This is a genomic window from Pseudomonas sp. SIMBA_068 (assembly GCF_046534705.1).
GTDB lineage: Bacteria > Pseudomonadota > Gammaproteobacteria > Pseudomonadales > Pseudomonadaceae > Aquipseudomonas > Aquipseudomonas putida.
Genome location: NZ_JAWRYI010000381.1, coordinates 1 through 278 on the forward strand (window position 1 = coordinate 1; position 278 = coordinate 278).

Sequence of the window (278 nt, forward strand, 5' to 3'; positions counted from 1 at the left end):
TCGAAGGGGCCAGCGTGCCGATTGGCTTCCCGGTCTGGAACACCGGCTTACGGATTCTGGATGCGCGTCTGCAGCCGGTGCAACCGGGCGTGGCTGGCGATCTCTATCTGACCGGCGTGCAGCTGGCGCATGGCTATCTTGATCGTCCCGACCTTACTGCCAGCCGGTTTGTCGCCGATCCGTGGGGACACGGCTCCCGGATGTACCGCACCGGTGATGTGGCGCGCTGGCTGCCGGATGGTGCGGTGGAGTATCTGGGCCGCAGCGACGATCAGCTT

The 278-nt window shown here is 65.5% G+C and carries 1 protein-coding gene; it reads left to right on the plus strand.

The window, feature by feature from the left end; translation table 11 throughout:
- Positions 1 to 278, plus strand: a 278-nt coding sequence (locus SB756_RS29620; protein ID WP_410913130.1) for an AMP-binding protein, incomplete at both ends; no start/stop codon positions are given.